This window comes from Photorhabdus laumondii subsp. laumondii (assembly GCF_003343245.1).
Classification (GTDB): domain Bacteria; phylum Pseudomonadota; class Gammaproteobacteria; order Enterobacterales; family Enterobacteriaceae; genus Photorhabdus; species Photorhabdus laumondii.
The window spans coordinates 4743258-4758522 of sequence record NZ_CP024901.1; the positions used below are offsets into that span (position 1 = coordinate 4743258).

General features: G+C 43.7%; 14 protein-coding genes. 4 read left to right on the plus strand and 10 right to left on the minus strand.

Annotated elements, in window-relative coordinates; translation table 11 throughout:
- Window positions 1-158: 158 nt before the first annotated feature.
- The gene (gene yjgA, locus PluTT01m_RS20865) at window positions 159-698 is read left to right on the plus strand and encodes a ribosome biogenesis factor YjgA (RefSeq protein ID WP_011148184.1); all 540 of its coding nucleotides are present in this window, start codon (window positions 159-161) and stop codon (window positions 696-698) included.
- A gap of 31 nt (window positions 699-729) precedes the next feature.
- Here the strand turns inward: yjgA and PluTT01m_RS20870 are convergent, their stop codons facing one another.
- The 10 genes from PluTT01m_RS20870 to mreB all read right to left on the minus strand — a co-directional run bounded on the left by PluTT01m_RS20870 (window position 730) and on the right by mreB (window position 12554).
- Window positions 730-999: a barstar family protein gene (locus PluTT01m_RS20870; protein WP_011148185.1), complete on the minus strand. Its 270-nt coding sequence runs from the start codon at window positions 997-999 to the stop codon at window positions 730-732.
- 4 nt (window positions 1000-1003) lie between these two features.
- A complete protein-coding gene (locus PluTT01m_RS20875; protein ID WP_011148186.1) occupies window positions 1004-1468 on the minus strand; it encodes a ribonuclease domain-containing protein in 465 nt (154 codons plus the stop codon).
- A 42-nt stretch (window positions 1469-1510) separates the two neighbouring features.
- Complete coding sequence (tldD, locus tag PluTT01m_RS20880) at window positions 1511-2956, minus strand: metalloprotease TldD (protein ID WP_011148187.1); 1446 nt, start codon at window positions 2954-2956, stop codon at window positions 1511-1513.
- Between the two features lie 5 nt (window positions 2957-2961).
- Window positions 2962-3819, minus strand: a complete 858-nt coding sequence (gene nit1, locus PluTT01m_RS20885; RefSeq protein ID WP_011148188.1) for a deaminated glutathione amidase — start codon at window positions 3817-3819, stop codon at window positions 2962-2964.
- Window positions 3816-7610, minus strand: a complete 3795-nt coding sequence (yhdP, locus tag PluTT01m_RS20890) for an AsmA2 domain-containing protein YhdP (RefSeq protein ID WP_011148189.1) — start codon at window positions 7608-7610, stop codon at window positions 3816-3818. The genes nit1 and yhdP overlap by 4 nt, the downstream gene beginning before the upstream one ends.
- A gap of 47 nt (window positions 7611-7657) precedes the next feature.
- On the minus strand, window positions 7658-9127 hold the full coding sequence (gene rng, locus PluTT01m_RS20895; protein ID WP_011148190.1) for a ribonuclease G: 1470 nt from the start codon (window positions 9125-9127) through the stop codon (window positions 7658-7660).
- Window positions 9124-9711, minus strand: a complete 588-nt coding sequence (locus PluTT01m_RS20900; protein WP_011148191.1) for a Maf family protein — start codon at window positions 9709-9711, stop codon at window positions 9124-9126. Before PluTT01m_RS20900 ends, rng begins: the two co-directional genes overlap by 4 nt.
- Window positions 9712-9876: 165 nt before the next feature.
- The gene (gene mreD, locus PluTT01m_RS20905) at window positions 9877-10365 is read right to left on the minus strand and encodes a rod shape-determining protein MreD (RefSeq protein WP_011148192.1); all 489 of its coding nucleotides are present in this window, start codon (window positions 10363-10365) and stop codon (window positions 9877-9879) included.
- Window positions 10365-11399, minus strand: coding sequence for a rod shape-determining protein MreC (mreC, locus tag PluTT01m_RS20910; RefSeq protein ID WP_011148193.1), 1035 nt, complete (start codon window positions 11397-11399; stop codon window positions 10365-10367). The genes mreD and mreC overlap by 1 nt, the downstream gene beginning before the upstream one ends.
- A gap of 111 nt (window positions 11400-11510) precedes the next feature.
- Complete coding sequence (gene mreB / locus PluTT01m_RS20915; RefSeq protein ID WP_011148194.1) at window positions 11511-12554, minus strand: rod shape-determining protein MreB; 1044 nt, start codon at window positions 12552-12554, stop codon at window positions 11511-11513.
- Window positions 12555-13115: 561 nt separating this feature from the next.
- On the opposite strand from mreB, the gene acuI reads away from it, so the two are divergent.
- From acuI to accB, 3 genes are all read left to right on the plus strand, one after another.
- The gene (gene acuI / locus PluTT01m_RS20920) at window positions 13116-14093 is read left to right on the plus strand and encodes an acrylyl-CoA reductase (NADPH) (RefSeq protein ID WP_011148195.1); all 978 of its coding nucleotides are present in this window, start codon (window positions 13116-13118) and stop codon (window positions 14091-14093) included.
- Between the two features lie 209 nt (window positions 14094-14302).
- Window positions 14303-14755, plus strand: coding sequence for a type II 3-dehydroquinate dehydratase (gene aroQ, locus PluTT01m_RS20925; protein ID WP_011148196.1), 453 nt, complete (start codon window positions 14303-14305; stop codon window positions 14753-14755).
- 29 nt (window positions 14756-14784) lie between these two features.
- Entirely contained in the window at window positions 14785-15255 is a 471-nt protein-coding gene (gene accB / locus PluTT01m_RS20930) for an acetyl-CoA carboxylase biotin carboxyl carrier protein (RefSeq protein ID WP_011148197.1), read from the plus strand.
- The last annotated feature ends 10 nt before the right edge of the window (window positions 15256-15265 follow it).

Genomic DNA, 15265 nt, shown 5'->3' on the forward strand with positions numbered 1-15265 from the left:
AAACAGGACCTTTTTATCCACACAGCCAATGCCGAGTGGTAATCCGGCGTTTTTCCCAGTTACAATACACAATATTAGGATGTTAACACCCACCGGGCTACAGGTCATGCACCAAAAATCAACCTGCCAGCTCCGGCCTTTTTAAAAGGAAAACCACTATGGCGAAGCAGCCTGAAGATTGGCTCAATGATTATCCTGCTGAAGAGGAAGAAGAAGAGATAATCTGGGTCAGTAAAAGCGAAATTAAACGTGATGCCGAAGCATTGAAAAAGCTGGGTACAGAATTGGTTGAGCTCAGCAAAAGTGCGCTTGAACGCGTTCCGTTAGATGAAGATCTGCTGGCCGCCATTGAACTTGCACAGAAGATAAAAAGAGAGGGGCGCCGTCGCCAATTACAATTTATTGGCAAACTGCTGCGTACCCGGGATGTCGAGCCAATTACCATTGCGCTTGATAAACTGAAAAATCGCCATAATCAGCAAATCACTCTGCTCCATAAACTGGAAGAATTACGTGATAAATTGATTGATGGCAATGACGATGTTATTGATGAGGTTGTGGCGTTATTCCCACAAACCGATCGCCAGCAATTGCGTACTTTGATCCGCAACGCCAAAAAAGAAAAGGCGGCAAATAAGCCACCTAAATCTTATCGTCAGATTTTCCAGTATCTTAAAGATATGGCTGAATCCGCTTAACGACCTAAAACCCGGAAGGTTCTAATTTCTGTTAGGGGAAAATATTAAAACTAAGTTCCCCTTCCAGTTCTTCTTCTGCTTCTTCAAACAAAAGCACTAACGAGGAGAAATCACGTTCTTTCTGCTGCGTAAAATGGATGAAATTGACCTCTACAGGTAACTCAATTCCGCCTGTCACAACATCCCACAGAGCATCCAAATTACTACCAAACTCGTCTCCTAACTCAAATTGTTCAGAAAACTGCTGATAGAACATTTTCAGATCAGGGATACGGTCAAAATCAAACTCCACTTTATGCATAGAATTACTCCATTAAGGTAAAACTTCTGTAATGATCCAACGTCAGATAAATCAGACCATCAGATGAATAAAGCAATCTGTCACTCCCTCGGTGCCCACAACGGTAGTTAACATCTGCTTCAAACCACTGACGTTTCGGTTTCATTGGTAGCTTTTTTTCACGATTAGTAAATTTGTCACCACCAATTGCTCTACCCGGCAGAACTTGACATAAATTTCCCTGTTTTGCATTCCAGCCAAGATCGCGGGCCTGCTTCTTAGTAATATAAATATCGGGCAATTTATTATTCTGTCGTAAGTAAGCCACCACATTATTCTGTTCAGTTAGCCCTTCAATCCGTTGTATTGCTGAGGTACTCCTACCTGTTTCTGGCTCCTGCAACAGTGTCTTATCAACACCTTTAGCAAAAGTACCACAAGTCACAGCCAAAACAGTCAGTAACACACCTGCTAGCCAAGTCTTCTTCATGACTATCCTTATAATGATCTATCTCAGATAAACAGCCAAAAATCAGGCTGTTCCTCCAACGGTCAAGTTGTCCAGTTTCAAAGTAGGCTGACCAACACCAACAGGTACGCTCTGGCCCTCTTTGCCACAAACCCCGACACCTTTATCTAGATCAAGATCGTTTCCTACCATAGAGATCTGCTGCATCGCCTCAATACCGGAACCGATAAGAGTTGCACCTTTCACTGGTTTGGTAATTTTACCGTTCTCAATCAGATAAGCCTCCGATGTCGAGAACACGAATTTACCGGAAGTGATATCCACTTGACCACCACCAAAATTTGGCGCATATAAACCATTTTCTACACTACTTATGATCTCTTCTGGCGTGGAATGACCCGCCAGCAAATAGGTATTAGTCATACGAGGCATTGGCAAATGGGCATAAGATTCACGGCGACCATTGCCAGTCGGCGCGACCCCCATCAGACGTGCATTCATTTTGTCCTGCATGTAACCTTTCAGAATGCCATTTTCAATCAATACATTGTATTGTCCAGGAACGCCTTCATCATCAATTGCCAATGACCCACGGCGACCTTTTATCGTGGCATCATCAACCACAGTACAGAGTTCTGACGCGACCTTCTCACCAATCTGACCAGAAAACACCGAAGTACCACGGCGGTTAAAATCACCTTCCAGCCCATGACCAACAGCTTCATGCAGCAATACTCCCGGCCAACCAGCCCCTAGAACAACCGGCATAGTACCAGCAGGTGCAGCAACAGCGGAAAGATTCACCAGTGCCATACGAACAGCTTCACGGGCAAATTGTTCTGCACGGATCTGACCACTAGCCACTTCCAGAAAATATTCATAACCGTAACGGCCACCACCACCGCTGGTGCCGTGTTCACGTTTGCCGTTATCTTCCACCAGTACCGTGACAGATAAGCGAACGAGAGGACGAATATCAGCAGCCAAGGTCCCATCGGTTGCCGCAACCAACACCCGTTCATAGATCCCTGTCAGGCTAGCATTGACTTCCTGTACTCTCGGATCTTCAGCACGAGCCACCTGATCCACACGCTGCAATAATGCGATCTTTTCTTCACGGGAAAAACTTTGCAGCGGATCAATTGCTGCATAAAGCTGAGAATAGGTCACTTCGCCAAAGGTATGAACTTTACCATTCCCATTTTCATGGACGATGCTACGGGCAGCCTGTGCACTTTGTTGCAGCGCATTCAACGTGATCTGGTCTGCATAAGCAAAACCCGTTTTTTCACCACTGATTGCCCTAACGCCAACCCCCTGATCAATATTATAGGAACCATCCTTAATAATCCGATCTTCCAACACCCAAGATTCATGGTAACTGGACTGAAAATAGAGATCGGCATAATCCAGTCGACGTTCAGCCAGTTGACCGAGTACTGAAAACAGATCTTGATGGCTTAATTTATTTGCAGCCAGTAAGTGTTCACTGACAGAAGTTAAACTCATAATTGCTACTCTTTAATTTGCGGTATTTTTTCAATCAAGGAAGTCAACTGCGGCCGGAAGCGGTTATGTTTCACCACTTTCATCTGCTCACGCATAATCTTCAAGCTATCTGCCCTGACATTCAGTTGTAGTGCACTGACTGCATCGGGATTTTTCTTAATCACTTTCCCCCAGCCATCCACTGCCATTGAGTGACCCCACGTCTGACGGGTTCCATGTACACCAACCTGAGCCGGCGCTAACAGAATACACTGGTTCTCAATAGCGCGAGCTCGTAACAGTGGCTCCCAGTGTGCTTTTCCTGTTAAGCGGGTAAATGCCGCAGGAACAGATATCAACTCAGCGCCTTGCTCACGTAGCGCCTGAAATAACCCTGGGAAGCGCAGATCATAACATATGGTCATTCCGAGACGACCAACAGGTGTATCTACAACGGTAATATGTTCCCCACGCTGGAAAACAGATGATTCATTATATGATCCATGTTCATCATTAATATTGACATCAAACATATGGATTTTGTCGTAACGGGCGCAAATCTTACCCTGATCATCAAACAACAGACTACTACTGGTAAGTCGTTCAGGATTTTCACGACTGATAAGCGGCATAGAACCGATTAATAACCAAACACCATAACGGCGAGCAATCTCACTGACAGCTTGCTGCAAAGGCCCATGCCCCTGCTGTTCTGCATGCCTACGATAGCTATCAGCATTAGCAAACAACAATGCATTTTCCGGGGTCATGACAAACTTGATAGTATCCGGCAACTGCTTAATTTGTTGTTCAATTTGCGCCAAATTATGTTTGATATTCTCACCGCTACATAACTGCAAGAGTGCAACATTAACGTTTCTCATGTTCCTCTATTCTCCTTAAGCTGACGCAGAACTTCATCAATTTTCGGTTGTTCAAGATTACCAGTAATCCGGTAACGAATAACGGATATCTTATTCCATAACGGCCCCAAAACCTTGGTCGCTGCGAATAATGCAGCACCTGCCATCGGATTGATGACAAAAGCCGTCGCTACTCCCACAGTAGCAGAAATCTCCGGCGTGACGATGGCTTCTATATTGATCTGTTGGCGAACAAGATCGATCTCACCTTTCGTTATTACATCCGCAATCAACCCATCGACTCGTAAATTTTCAGTCTTGAGTATCCCATTTTTTACTGAAACATCACCACGAATTGAATCAAATTCAAAATCCTGGCTAAAGGTATCGCTGAAATCGAGCTGTAATTTACGTAACAAAGCATCAAAACTGACTAATTTTAGTAATTGGCTAGCACTTCCCCCACCCAATTTTTCAATAGCACCTTTGCCTAAGTCACTCTTAAGATTGCCATTCAGCGTCTGAAAATTGGGTTTCCACGGTGTATCCCACCAATTAAAATCAAAACCGAAGGTAAACGGTGAATTAACAATCGGTACAACTATACCAAGGTAAGATGCCATCTCATCAAACTTTTCACCAGAAAATTGCCCCATAATACGAGTATTATTCCCTACAGCCCCTTCTTGCCAACGACCTGCCAAAGTTAATTTACTGACACTGTTTTCTACTATTCCATCTCTTAATACCAGCGAATTACCTTCTGGAATCAGGGAGCCAGACACCTTCCCAAGTTTCAATCCCATAATCCAACATTCAGAACAGATGATGTCTAATGAAGGCCATTGGTTCAACGAATAACGCAGAGTTGTGCCTGTCTGAGATTGCTTAGGTAAATCCGATTCAGCTTGCTGAGAGCTATGTTGCAGAGGACTATAGTACAGATGGCTCAAATTCATTTGCCAAGAGCCACTATTACGGATATTAAGTTTACCGTTGATTTCCCGACTATTAGCCGTGATCTGCGTTCCCCAAAGCTGTTTTTCCACATCCAACGATAACTGATTCCAACGTTGTCCCCCCGCATCCAATGATGGAAGTGATATATGCAGATGCTGTGGCAACATTGACATACCTGCCAATGAAGAACCAGAAGTCAGAGGCGCAATCAACCCTAACCACTCTTCCCCCTCAACTGCCGGAAGATTCAATTCCAATAGGGATTTTTCAGGCAATTCAGGAATTTTATCGCTGCCTTGTAAAATTCCACGTGACAGTTGAGTGCTTTTCCCTGCCAGACGCCATTGAGTATTAAATGCATACTGTTTATCCAAAGTGCCTTTTACTTGCAACTGCTCCATATCACCATCAGCCAGAATATGAAGAGCACGCGGTTCATCCGCTTTCAGGACAGATAAATAACTATCCACTTGTGATAAATCAACGTCGATTTTCATATCATATTGAGGCTTGCCCTGAAACGGCAAACTGACACCGACCTTCCCTTCCCAATCAACAGAGCCAGAAAACGCTTTAGCAATCGCTGGTGAAAATTTAGATAATTTTGCCACAGCCCAACGCGCATTCAGACCAACATCGACTCGGTAGTTTTTGGGTAAACTTTTAGTAGAAAAATCAACTGTAACAGGCTGCCCAAGCCATTGGGCCGATAATTTTCCGCTTTGTAAATTACCATTATCAAAGCGAAACCGGCCACTCACATTTTTCATTTCGCTATCTAGAGGCTTAATCAACAAGTGATTATTTTTTAAAGTCACCTCGCCACGGGCATCCACATTGCCACCATTGAGTGGAATATCCAAATGCAAATTACCCGCAATCTGACCACCAACCTGCAATATATCCAGCGTTTCACCAACAGAATTTGCTAACGGGCTACGGGTAAAATATTCATGAATATCTTTGCCATCTCCCAAAAGATCAGCGTCGATTAATAATTTCTTGCTACGATAATTAGGAATTACTGCTGAAAGATTACTCGCTTTCACTTCACCAAGTGCCGTTTGCGGAGCAAACATCCATAGACCGTTATTCTGGAAATTAAGATCAATATTGAAATCCAGCAGTGCCGGCCAGTTTGGTTGGTACTGAAAAGTCGCATGACGCAATGGAGCAAAAACTTGAAACTGGCCATTATTCTTTGCAAATGGGAAATCTTTTGGATTGCCTTGAAAAACAAAAGTCGCGTTTTCTATCTGCCCTTTAATAATTGAAGCTGTTAGATAGTCAGTCAGTGGTGTCCCCATCAAAGGTTCTGGAAAATATCTCCAGGCATCACCTGCGTCATAAACCCGTACTCCCGCCAGAATACTTAGCGCCGGAGGCTGTTCTTTAGGCTGTTGATAACGAAAATCACCATTGACCCACAATGATTTCGCCTGCAAATCCAATCCTTGACTCCAAAGTTGTAAACCTCGCCTACCTTGCCGCCAGAGTATTTCGCCATGACTTTGGGATATCTCAAACGGTGCCAGAAACATATCTCGATAATCAACGACACTATTCTTCAATGTAAAACTCAGTTTGCCTTGCCGCAAGCTGCCATTAAAAGCACCAGAAAAATTATCAATAGAAGGCAATTCCTGCCAACGCTGCCAACTGACATTCTGCCATTGCATACTGATTCGGGAATCATCTGCCATTTTAGGTGTAATATCGAGGGCAAGATACTTTACCAATCCTTGTGGCTGACGATGCTGCCAATCCTTCACAATATCAGGGGTCAAAAAAGAAAAAGTCGGTAAAATGCTACTTAGCCGTTCAAGTTGAATGTTTTTTGCCCGGACACGCCAATGATCATGACCATCAACTCTCTTGGCTTCCGGCAAATAGAGCACAGATACTTTTCCTGACGGCCATTGCTGACCATCAGTGATTAAATTTGCCAATTCAGGTGCATCAAACAACCAACCACCATCTTGGCGACGCATCCGTAACACCAGATCACTGACAGAAAGGTTGTGGGATTTGTTAGCAACTTTCCAATTAGCTTTTCCCTGACGGAGTTGCAGTTGACCACCATCAATCCGACCATCTTTCAGCATAATCCAACTAGACAAACTAAACTCAGCATCCTTCAGCCCAGTATTATCCTGCAACCAATGGCTTAACCACGGATGAACATCAACATTATCTGCCTGTAAATAAATAGTACCGTTATCCAATACGCCATTAGTGTCATGCAAATCAAATTTAACTTGTATATCCCCATGCTGATTATTGATCGAAGAGAGGCTAATTTTCCCTTGAGCTCGGTGACGATTATCTTTATTCAGCCAGGTTAATTGTGGTAATAGAAGATCAGCCCGTTCACCAGAAGGAGTAAGGAAAGTAAAACGGCTATCTTGCAGATTAAAATGATCAAACTGCTCCAGAAACAGATCAGAAAATAGATCCGATTGGGAAAACATATTACCGTTTTGATCATTAAACAGCGGTTGATAGTAATCTACTTGTAACTGATAAAAAGTAAGATCGCGGAAATTCCAACGCATTCTTAGTAAAGATAACCAGATATCCAATGCAACCGTGATCTTTTTGGCTTTCACATCTGCATTTGCGGTTTTTACACTGATATCACGTAATTCAAAAACAGGCCCGAAAGATTCCCATTCTCCCGCAATATATCCAGCATCAATAGGTACACCAATAATTGACTCAATTTTAGCGAATAATTGTGGGCGGTAATCATTAATATGTGGCAGGATAAAACGTAATCCACTAACAAGCAAAGCCACAATGATAATGACTATTGCGGCTGTCGCTAATAATACTCCCGGCAGTCGCCTCACACGCATCTCCTTGGTTACCAATGCTGTTATGTCAGCAAATCAGATGGTTACATCATAACTACGTCAAATTGTTCCTGACTGTAGAGCTGTTCTGTCTGAACTTTTACCTGCTTACCGACAAAAATCTCCACTTCCGCCAGTGCATGAGATTCCTCCCCTTTCAGCGCTTCGGACACTGCGGGTGAGGCATAAATAAGGAAACGATCTGCGTCAACGGCCCGGTGCACACGCACGATTTCACGCATAATCTCATAACAGACAGTTTCAACAGATTTCACGGTTCCCCTTCCTTTACAAGTAGGGCAATCGCCGCAAAGTATATGCTCGATACTTTCACGAGTCCGCTTACGAGTCATTTCCACCAGTCCGAGTTGTGAAAAACCATTAATCGTGGTTTTAACACGATCTTTACTCAGCACCTGCTCAAGAGAAGCCAATACCCGTCGGCGGTGTTCCTCGCTATTCATATCGATAAAATCGATAATAATAATACCCCCTAGATTACGCAGCCTTAATTGTCTGGCAATAGCTTGCGTCGCTTCAATATTGGTATTAAAAATAGTTTCTTCCAAATTGCGATGGCCGACAAATGCACCAGTATTAATATCAATTGTGGTCATCGCTTCAGTTTGGTCAATAATCAAATAACCACCTGATTTTAATTCAACTTTGCGATCGAGTGCTCGCTGAATTTCATTTTCTACATCAAACAGATCGAAAATAGGCTGATTACCGTTATAAAGTTCCAATCTGGCTGTCATTTTAGGAATATATTCGCGAATAAATTCCTGTAACTGAGTAAAGGTCAAACGAGAATCCACACGAATACGATCAAGGGCTGCTCCAGCGAAATCACGCAAAATACGATGAGCCAAAGCCAATTCGCCATAAAGTTTATTTTTAGTGACATTGCGCTTTTTACGCTCCATCACCTTACTCCACAATCGTTTCAAGAAAGCCGCATCCTGAGCTAATTCTTCGTCGCCAACGCCCTCGGCAGCCGTCCGAATAATGAAACCACCATGTTCATCACAATAGTCAGCAACAATATTTTTCAGGCGATTACGCTCTTCTTCACTTTCAATACGTTGTGAAACCCCGACATGAGATGCGCCGGGCATAAATACAAGATAGCGGGAAGGTAAGGTAATATCAGTCGTTAGCCGAGCACCTTTGGTGCCAAGGGGATCTTTCACTACTTGAACCATTAAATCTTGTCCCTGGCGAACCAACTCAGCAATATCTTTAACATGAAAGTTCTTTTGCTCCTCACCGGCAATACATTCCGTATGAGGCACAATATCTGAGGCATGAAGAAAGGCGGCTTTTTCCAGCCCAATATCAACAAAAGCAGCCTGCATTCCTGGTAATACCCGACTTACACGACCTTTATAAATATTGCCGACAATTCCCCTTTTGGCTTCCCTTTCTATATGGATTTCTTGCAAAATCCCACCATCAATGTAGGCAACGCGCGTTTCGGATGGTGTGATATTGACTAATAACTCTGCTGTCATGAGTTCCCCTTCCCATCAACTAACGCAAAAAACTTTGTGATTAATTCGTGTGTTTCCACCAATGGCAAACCAACAACTGAGTGATAACTACCATTCAGCGTTTTAACAAAGCAACCCGCTTTTCCCTGAATACCATAAGCCCCCGCTTTGTCCATCGGCTCACCGGTTGCTACATAATCCAAAATTTCCTGTGTGGATAATTGGCGAAAGGTTACATCTGTAATAACTATATCACTTAAAGTACGCTGACTATCTGATATAGCAATAGCTGTAATCACCTGATGACTCTGACCGGAAAGTGCACTGAGCATTGCAACGGCATGTTGCTCGCTACGTGGTTTTTCTAGAACCTTACCATTCAATACAACAACAGTATCCGCTCCCAACACCAGAAAATCCTCCGGTGCAATAGCCACTCCCGCTAGAGATTTATCTTTTGCTAATCGGCTGACATACTGACGCGGAGTTTCACCCTCTTGCCGTTGCTCCTTTACCTGAGGAGAAAGAATTTCAAATTTAAAGTCCAATAATTCAACCAGCTCACGCCGCCTTGGTGAGCCGGAAGCCAGATAAAGGGTTTTCATGATGATATCGTCCTTACTACTACCTATCTCATTAGGCTATTTCATTTGCCATTTTGAGGTTATATACACTACTCATATCCTCAAGTTATTTGGAAAGAATGGCCTGCATCAGTAACGCCTGCTGGAATAAGCTCTGTCAGGACATTAAAAACAGCAATCCGACCACTAATGTACATTAAACTGACGACGGATTTTTCGCATTAACAGGAACAACCACGGCCAAAGAATACCATTGACCAAACTGTTCCAGAACACTTCTGGATGAAAAGCAACATTTGATAACAAAAATTCTGCCCAAAAAACGCTGAAATCCATCAGTACCGATAAAGCAACGACAACCAAAGCCTGCTGCCAAAGTGCCATATTGCGAAATAATTGAAACTTAAATGACACCAAATAACTCACAAGGCTGTAAGCCAAAGCGTTAACACCCAGTGTCGCTCCCTGAATCAAATCTACGATGATCCCCAATATAAAACCGGTACCAACACTGACTCTATGCGGTAACGCCATCACCCAATAAATCAACAATAGTGCCGACCAAGTTGGCCGATACATATAAATTTGCTCCGGCCACGGCATAATTTGCAGCACCATTGCAATCAAGAAAGATAACCAAATGATCCAACGCCCATGACTCCGGTATTGATTCATTAACGATTTCCCGAATTTATAAATTTAGCCGACGTTATTGTCGATTCAGCATCTTTTACTCTTTCTGTTGTCTTGGTTGCTTCATCAGAAACAGACGATGGTGCTGGTGGCCCCATTTCATTTGCATGTGGCAATACCTGAGGCATCATTTGCATTAAACGTTCGTTGGCTACACGATAAACCTCTGATGGCGGCAATGGTTCAGATGGATTATTATCCGCCCCCCACAACAACAACAAATAACGCAAACGCTGTAATTCTGCCGTTGGCCGAGCATGAATCACAGTATAAGCCCGTTGATTATCGACTTTAACTGACGAAACCACAGCAACCGGATAACCTTCCGGGAAACGCCCCCCTAACCCAGAAGTCACCAACACATCCCCAACCCGAATATCTGTGTTGCTTGGTAATAACTCAAACTGCAAATCATCAGTACAACCTGCACCAGCAATAATAGCCCTGATATCATTACGTAAGACCTGGATTGGTAAAGCATGAGTCGTATCACAAATCAGTAATACCCGGCTAGTAAACTGACTGACAGCAACAACCTGACCAACAATGCCTTTATCACTGATAACAGGTTGCCCTTCATAAACACCTTCTCTTGATCCCTTATCGATGACGACCTGATCACTATAAGGATTAGCCCTACCGGAGATCACCTGCGTCACCATCATGTGTTCATCCTGACGTAAAGGTGATCCCAATAGCTCACGCAAGCGGGAATTTTCTTGCTTAAGTTGGCCTAACAACAGCATATCGCTATTTTTCATCAATAATTCTTGGCGTAAAGCACGATTTTCCAATCGAAGTTGTTCACGGGAAGCAAGGGTTTCTGACACACCATCAAGCACTTGACGCGGGCCATTGGCGAGAAAATAAAATGGACTGACTACCGTATCCATATAATTACGGACTTTACTGAGAGCATCAAGGCGGCTGTCTGCCACAACCAAAGCAATGGCAACAATAACAGCAAAGAAAAGTCGTAATTGCAGGGAAGGCCCTCTGCTAAAAATTGGCTTCATAAGCTGCGCTATTCCAAACTGTACTGTTTCATAAACAATGGAATTCCCAGACAGCAATCGCAAGGAGGTCTGAGCTGCCCGTCATTCCCCCCCTCACTTGCAAGTTAACACTCACTCCTCGCTGAAGAGTTCACCGCCATGCATGTCGATCATTTCAAGTGCTTTCCCGCCACCACGAGCAACACACGTCAATGGATCTTCCGCAACAATGACCGGAATACCAGTTTCCTCTATCAGTAAACGGTCAAGATTGCGCAATAATGCACCACCTCCGGTTAAGATCATACCTCGTTCTGAAATATCGGAAGCCAATTCTGGTGGACACTGCTCAAGAGCGACCATGACAGCACTGACAATACCCGTTAAAGGCTCTTGCAGAGCTTCAAGAATTTCATTGGAGTTAAGCGTAAAGCCACGTGGCACACCTTCAGCCAAGTTACGACCACGAACTTCAATCTCCAGCATCTCATCACCAGGATAAGCAGAACCGATCGTGTGCTTAATACGCTCAGCCGTTGCTTCACCAATCAGTGAACCATAATTACGACGAACGTAATTGATAATAGCCTCATCAAAGCGATCACCACCGATACGTACAGAAGATGAATAAACAACCCCGTTCAAAGAGATAACCGCCACTTCCGTAGTGCCACCACCAATATCCACAACCATTGAGCCCGTGGCTTCAGAAACAGGTAAGCCAGCACCAATCGCCGCAGCCATAGGTTCTTCAATCAAAAACACTTCACGAGCGCCAGCACTGAGTGCAGATTCACGGATTGCCCGACGCTCAACTTGCGTTGCACCAACCGGTACACAAACCAAAACTCGCGGGCTTGGACGCATGAAACTGTTGCTATGAACTTGCTTAATAAAGTGTTGCAGCATCTTCTCTGTAACATAAAAATCGGCAATCACCCCATCTTTCATCGGACGAATTGCAGCAATATTACCCGGTGTTCGACCCAGCATTTGCTTTGCTTCTTGCCCAACGGCAGCAACACTTTTCGATGAACCTGCACGATCCTGACGGATTGCGACGACAGAAGGTTCATTCAATACAATACCCTGACCTTTGACGTAAATAAGGGTATTGGCGGTACCCAAGTCAATAGACAAGTCGTTGGAAAACATGCCACGAAATTTTTTAAACATAGCGAAAGGATAATCCTGCAAGCTGGGGACGGAACGAAACCCGTCTACTCTACCAACCACATGAAGCAGCGACAAGGCGCACAAGCACCTGCTTCAATAAAAAAGTGGCTACGTTATTCATATCAACAACGTGATATTCTACGTTACTTCTCCCAAACGGAGCAGAAAAAAACTGCATAAAAATGGGTTAATTTTACCAATTACCGCTTTTTGACCAGTAGTTATTCCGGTAAGTTCACATCAGACCCATGCCTCTGCTCACGATGACCAACACTTAACTACAAGTATGTAGTCTGTGTAGTGAGCAAATTAATGATGTAATAAACTGCGACTAAAATACAATACTTTCTGCTAAAAAATAATAAAAAACAGAATTTTCTGAAATAGAGCGCCATATGCAACTAAACTGGAATATGACAACGAGACTACAGGTAAAAATGCGAATAAATTCTGTTTTATAATCCACCAACACTTTATTTTTTCTTATATACCTTATGTAAATTACCCATTTTTATCTATCCTTATTTAATGACAAAATCAATTACAGAGAACAGAACGATAATGAAAGCCTTGTTACTTAAGCAACAACAGAATCAATTATCAACGTCCATAGAAGAAGTTGATGCTTCTCATCTTCCCGTAGGAGACGTTACCGTCGATATTCACTGGTCAACCCTGAACTATAAAGATGCATTAGCCATCACAGGTAAAGGGAAAATTGTCCGCCAATTCCCAATGATACCGGGTATTGATTTCTCTGGTATTGTACACAGTACCGAAGATCCCCGTTTTCATATCGGTCAGCATGTATTATTAACCGGCTGGGGGGTAGGAGAAAATCATTGGGGTGGACTGGCAGAACAAGCCAGAGTTTCTGGCGAATGGTTGACACCTTTACCTGCCGGTTTGGATAGCAGACAAGCAATGATCATTGGTACTGCTGGCTTTACCGCAATGCTGTGCGTTATCGCCCTGGAACAAGGTGATGTTAAGCCAGAAAGTGGTGATGTTATTGTGACAGGTGCCAGTGGTGGTGTAGGAAGTACGGCGATAGCACTACTCTCACAACTTGGCTATTCCGTTGTTGCCGTTAGCGGTAGACAAGAAAATCATGAATATTTGTTATCCCTAGGGGCAAAAAAGGTTTTGCCACGCCATGAATTTAGCCAACCGCCTCGCCCATTGGAAAAACAACTTTGGGCCGGAGCCATTGACACTGTAGGCGGTAATGTATTGGCAACAATACTGGCCCAAACTCACTATAACGGTACTGTTGCCGCCTGTGGCCTCGCCGGTAATGCAAATCTGCCAACAACAGTGATGCCATTTATTTTACGTAACGTACGTCTGCAAGGCATAGAGTCCGTCACTGTTCCATCAGTCAAACGCCCCGCCGTGTGGCAACGCCTGCAAAAGCTATTACCCGCTTCTTTTTATCAGCAAGCAACCACAGAGATAACGCTGGAACAAACCGTGGAATACGCCAATAAATTGATAGCTAACCAGGTTACAGGACGTACATTGGTAAGAGTTCGTTAAGAATTGTGATTAGCCTCTAAAGTACAGTGGTTTTATTCTTGACATTTTTTCTGATAAGACCAGTATTTAGCTGCTAAATGCTACGATATCATTATAATGTCGCGCTTTGTCGCCGAAATGAACTTGTGGCTGTTATAAAAAGATGACAACTCGTTAATATAGGATTATGTTGGGGCAGTTGTTGACAAATTGCCGGAGATACCAGCACAATGGCAGGAAAGTTTCACATTTTACTCCTTAACGGCCCTAACTTGAATATGTTAGGAACCCGGGAACCTGATATCTATGGCAGCTTAACGCTTGATGATATCGTCAGCAAATTGTCTGAAGAAGCCCATCAATCAGGGGTTAAATTCAGCCATCTGCAATCCAACGCAGAATTTGAGCTGATAAATAGAATTCATTCTGCACAGGGTAATACTGATTTTATCTTGATTAACCCTGCTGCATTCACGCATACCAGCGTGGCACTGCGTGATGCATTGCTGACAGTAAAGATCCCATTTATTGAGATCCACCTCTCCAATGTTCACGCGCGCGAGCCATTTCGTCATCACTCATACCTTTCAGATCTTGCTGTTGGTGTAATCTGCGGTTTAGGAGTAGATGGCTATAGCTTTGCATTACAGGCAGCGGTAAACCGCTTGTCAAAATTCAACTAAATGAAACAGAAGAGTACGGAATCACACTCATGGATATTCGTAAGATAAAAAAACTGATCGAGCTGGTTGAAGAATCTGGCATTTCTGAACTGGAAATTTCTGAAGGGGAAGAGTCAGTGCGCATCAGCCGCGCATTAGCTCCCCAGAGTTTTCCGGCAGCTCAACAATATATTCCCGTTCAAGCACAACAACCTGCGCTGGCTAATGTTGTTGCGCCTTCTCAAGCTCTACCAGAAGCGATCAGCAGCAGATCGGCTGCAATCGACGGTCACGTTGTTCGTTCCCCAATGGTAGGTACCTTCTATCGTACACCTAGCCCAGATGCGAAACCATTTATCGAAATCGGCCAGCGTGTCAATGTGGGTGACACCCTATGCATCGTTGAAGCAATGAAAATGATGAATCAGATCGAAGCCGACAAAGCAGGTGTGGTTAAAAAGATTCTTGTGGAAAGCGGTCAACCCGTTGAATTTGACGAGCCATTAGTCGTCATCGAATAACGAGGCGTTC

What these genes read in the sequence shown, in the direction of transcription:
- PluTT01m_RS20900 (WP_011148191.1), bottom strand. Translation starts at nt 9,711, where the DNA reads ATGAAAACCCTTTATCTGGCTTCCGGCTCACCAAGGCGGCGTGAGCTG.
- mreC (WP_011148193.1), bottom strand. Translation starts at nt 11,399, where the DNA reads ATGAAGCCAATTTTTAGCAGAGGGCCTTCCCTGCAATTACGACTTTTC.
- nit1 (WP_011148188.1), bottom strand. Translation starts at nt 3,819, where the DNA reads ATGAGAAACGTTAATGTTGCACTCTTGCAGTTATGTAGCGGTGAGAAT.
- PluTT01m_RS20870 (WP_011148185.1), bottom strand. Translation starts at nt 999, where the DNA reads ATGCATAAAGTGGAGTTTGATTTTGACCGTATCCCTGATCTGAAAATG.
- acuI (WP_011148195.1), top strand. Translation starts at nt 13,116, where the DNA reads ATGAAAGCCTTGTTACTTAAGCAACAACAGAATCAATTATCAACGTCC.
- rng (WP_011148190.1), bottom strand. Translation starts at nt 9,127, where the DNA reads ATGACAGCAGAGTTATTAGTCAATATCACACCATCCGAAACGCGCGTT.
- mreB (WP_011148194.1), bottom strand. Translation starts at nt 12,554, where the DNA reads ATGTTTAAAAAATTTCGTGGCATGTTTTCCAACGACTTGTCTATTGAC.
- tldD (WP_011148187.1), bottom strand. Translation starts at nt 2,956, where the DNA reads ATGAGTTTAACTTCTGTCAGTGAACACTTACTGGCTGCAAATAAATTA.
- yjgA (WP_011148184.1), top strand. Translation starts at nt 159, where the DNA reads ATGGCGAAGCAGCCTGAAGATTGGCTCAATGATTATCCTGCTGAAGAG.
- accB (WP_011148197.1), top strand. Translation starts at nt 14,785, where the DNA reads ATGGATATTCGTAAGATAAAAAAACTGATCGAGCTGGTTGAAGAATCT.
- PluTT01m_RS20875 (WP_011148186.1), bottom strand. Translation starts at nt 1,468, where the DNA reads ATGAAGAAGACTTGGCTAGCAGGTGTGTTACTGACTGTTTTGGCTGTG.
- mreD (WP_011148192.1), bottom strand. Translation starts at nt 10,365, where the DNA reads ATGAATCAATACCGGAGTCATGGGCGTTGGATCATTTGGTTATCTTTC.
- aroQ (WP_011148196.1), top strand. Translation starts at nt 14,303, where the DNA reads ATGGCAGGAAAGTTTCACATTTTACTCCTTAACGGCCCTAACTTGAAT.